The organism is Geobacillus sp. CCR, assembly GCF_052906625.1.
In genome coordinates this window covers 1-3,376 of record NZ_JBREBQ010000078.1, presented here as the reverse complement: position 1 = coordinate 3,376, position 3,376 = coordinate 1, and the positions used below count along the sequence as shown (strand labels likewise).

The 3,376-nt window shown below is 47.0% G+C and carries 2 protein-coding genes and 1 pseudogene; 2 read left to right on the top strand and 1 reads right to left on the bottom strand.

Going from position 1 to position 3,376, the window contains the following annotated elements; translation table 11 throughout:
• Window positions 1–139: 139 nt before the first annotated feature.
• Window positions 140–487 (top strand): DUF4260 domain-containing protein, encoded by a 348-nt coding sequence (locus ACVBDQ_RS17795; protein ID WP_015374613.1) that lies wholly within the window; start codon window positions 140–142, stop codon window positions 485–487.
• 42 nt (window positions 488–529) lie between these two features.
• Here ACVBDQ_RS17795 and ACVBDQ_RS17790 read toward each other — a convergent pair.
• A pseudogene (locus ACVBDQ_RS17790) lies at window positions 530–1,787 on the bottom strand (IS256 family transposase).
• A 158-nt stretch (window positions 1,788–1,945) separates the two neighbouring features.
• Between ACVBDQ_RS17790 and ACVBDQ_RS17785 the strand changes: the two are divergent.
• A complete protein-coding gene (locus ACVBDQ_RS17785) occupies window positions 1,946–3,313 on the top strand; it encodes an ISLre2 family transposase (protein WP_394606839.1) in 1,368 nt (455 codons plus the stop codon).
• Window positions 3,314–3,376: the final 63 nt, after the last annotated feature.

Sequence of the window (3,376 nt, the reverse complement as noted above, 5' to 3'; positions counted from 1 at the left end):
GGGAGTGTGGTATGCTTGTTCATAGAGAGCACCTCCTGGGTTTGTTTGTGTCGCTACTCACATTCTACAGGAAAGGTGCTCTTTTTTCTATACCCTTTGGATTTTATTGGATAATCAACACGCCTGAAGGGAGAATATTATGAATAAAATTCTTTTACACCTAGAAGGGGTAGCTATCCTATTGTTAAGTCTTTATTTTTACTCTTATAATCAATTTAGTTGGCTTTTGTTTTTCGTTTTGTTATTAGCTCCAGATATATCAATGATAGGTTATTTATTCAATAATAAGGTTGGTGCAGTGCTTTATAATTTATTTCATACATATAGTTTACCAATTGGAGCTGTTATCTTAGGAGTATTGTTATCAAACGAAGTTGTTTTAGAGATAGGTTTAATATGGTCTGCCCATATCGGAATGGATAGGATGATTGGTTATGGATTAAAATATCCAACACATTTTAAAGACACGCATTTAAATCGTGTTTAAATAAACTATTCAACTAAAGGATGTGTTGGTCAATAGGTACCGTCAAGAATTTTGTGTAATGTAAATGGGGTAGGGTTTCTCTGAAATGGATTTGAATTGATAGGGGACTGATTTTCTCCACACAGGAGACTGAATATTCAGTCTCCTGTGTGGAAAGGGAGAAATTCGCTCGAGGGCTTCATGCGCTTCGGCAAATCCTCGCAACTTTCGCCCTGCCCATTTCTCATTAAAATCTTGAATGGTTAAATACACGACTTTTTCCGCAGCTTCTAAACTGCTCAAACTGTTCATCGGCTTTAGACGTTTCCGAATCTCCTTAATCGTTCGTTCGATGGCATTGGTCGTATAAATCACACTTCGAACTACTGCTTGGATAATCCATAAATGTAAGGAGGACATCCAACTCATTGGCCCAAGATTGAACTCCTCTTGGATATTTGCTGGACCACTTCGACTCAAACTGTTGAAACATTTGTAACGCCATCTCCTTATTCGGCGCGCGATAAATCAGCTTGAGATCCTCGGCCACTTCGAATTGGTCTTTTTTCCGAACACGGCTGAGGGTGTTGCGGACTTTGTGCACGACACAGCGCTGCACATCGGCTTTCGGATACACCGCCTTAAAGGCTTCCTCCAGCCCCGGAAGGCCATCGAAGACGCCAAGAAGCACTTCCTTGACGCCTCTTTGGTAGAGGTGTTGAAGAATTTCCTGCCATACATAGGCGCTTTCCTGTCCCCCCACAAAGAAATCAAGAATTTCGCGATATCCTTCTTCATTCACCCCTAACACCACATAAATGGCTTCTTTCTCCACGGTTTCGCGACGAAGTTTTACGTATAAACCATCCAAATATAAGACGGAATAACGCTTGTGCAGTGGACGAGTGTGCCATTTCTCGATGTCTTCCTTCACTACATCGGTAATACGACTGATCGTTGCAGGAGAATAGGCATTGCCTAAAATTCGCTCAATGAACTTGCCAATTTCACGTGTACTCATGCCACTTTGATACATCCTGATGATGGCTTCCTCAAGCCAGCCCGTGTGGCGTTGGTAAGGGGCAAGCAGCTGCGTTTGAAATTCTCCGTTTCGGTCTCTAGGGACCAAAAGACCTTCAATCCGGCCATATTGTGTATCTAGATTTCGTTGATAGTAGCCGTTTCTCATATTGGATGTGTCCGCCTGTTCGATTTCGAGGAAATGTTTGATTTCTTCCCGCATAATCAGCTCTAATTTTTCCTTCACAAACTGACGAATGGCATGTGTGAGTAAAATGTTTGTGGGAGAAATTCTTAGAATTCCCCGATGAGGGGGTTGGGAACGTAGGTTCGCAATCTCTCTCATCGGGGCCACCAAGCGAAGCCGCGGTAGGATCCGAAGTCCAAAACATGAAAAAGGACTCTCTCCCTATTATGATAATGATTGACCAAAACACCCAAACAGGAGGAGAGAGTCCCATGAATATTCAACAACATCTTACCACAAATTCGTTGACATGGAAAGAGATCGAACTTGATTTGTTTCGAGCCCTGCAAAACGCCTTCGCTGAGCTGTTTACGGCTCTGTTGGAGGACATCGACCGACAATTGGCGGAAACCCGGGACAAGCGCCGGTACCACTTGAAAGACAAACGACGCACCACGATTCAAACCCTGTTTGGCGAAGTTACCTTTGAGCGAAACTACTATTTAGACCGAGAACAAAACCGTTACACGTTTTTGCTTGACTCCTTTTTAGCGTTTGATGGATCACAGTCAATCAGCCCTTGTCTAGAAGAAACAGCGGTGGGATTGGCTGTGGAGTGCTCTTCCTATCGCAAAGCGGCTCGTACGCTTGCCCAGATGGTCGGGTATCCGGTGATGAGCCATGAGGCGATCCGCCAGTTGGTGCTCGAAGCTGAAGCTCCGCTGCACTGCCCGGTTGACCAGCGATATGGACGGGTGCTGTTTGTAGAGGCCGATGGACTGTTTATCACTCGCCAAGGGAAGGGAAAACGGGCCAAGGAAGACAAAATCCTGACCGTTCACGAAGGGTGGAAGCGCAACGGCTCACGGATCGAATTCGTGAATCAGCGCCATTACGTCCATGAGGGCAAGAGGGAGGTGTGGGAAGGCTTCGAGGAATTTTTGATGAACGAATATGCCTATGATCCGTGTCGGGATCTTCTTGTCATCAACGGGGACGGCGCTCCATGGATTACCGCGTGCCGGGAGTATTTCAAGGGACGGGTCTGCTTCCAATTGGATCGATTCCACGTGGCGCGTGAGTTGCGCCAATGCCTCTCGGGCCATCCACGGTGGCAGGCGATTCGGCAAAAGCTGGCGAAGCAGGATGAAGAGGGGTTGCTTGTGGAACTGAACAGCGCCCTCGGCACGCTGGGGGACGAAGCGAAAGAACAACAGCTGGCTGCCTTGATCCACCGGATCGAATCGATGCCGGGATGCATCCGTGATTACCGGGAATGGCTGAAGGAGCAAGGAGTGGACACAACGGGCATGTATCCGATGGGGAGGGCTGAAAGCGTGATGAGCCAGTTGGCGTATCGGGTGAAATACCGCCGCAGTTGGACAGACAAGGGACTCAGGGCGTTTTTCAAGGCAATGATTGCCTGGATGGATGGGATTCGTCTTTTCGGACGTCGTTTAGGAGAAGAATCGTCGCAGCCGGCGGAGGAAACGGCGTCGACGGCATCCACCAAACAGACGATCGTGAACAAGGCGAAACAACGCGTCCGCCGTCTTCTTCCGGAGGTAACACGGAATAACTCACATTTCGCACCCTCTCGACGAAAATCGGGAGGATTTTTTCGTTCCGATGTCGAATGAATCCTTGACACACAAGGAACGTAAAGGAGTTTTTCTCTTATGAACGTTCAAGTCAAAAAGGTC

Bases quoted from the DNA above. Each gene is read 5' to 3' on its own strand.
- ACVBDQ_RS17795 (WP_015374613.1), top strand. From the start codon at position 140: ATGAATAAAATTCTTTTACACCTAGAAGGGGTAGCTATCCTATTGTTA.
- ACVBDQ_RS17785 (WP_394606839.1), top strand. From the start codon at position 1,946: ATGAATATTCAACAACATCTTACCACAAATTCGTTGACATGGAAAGAG.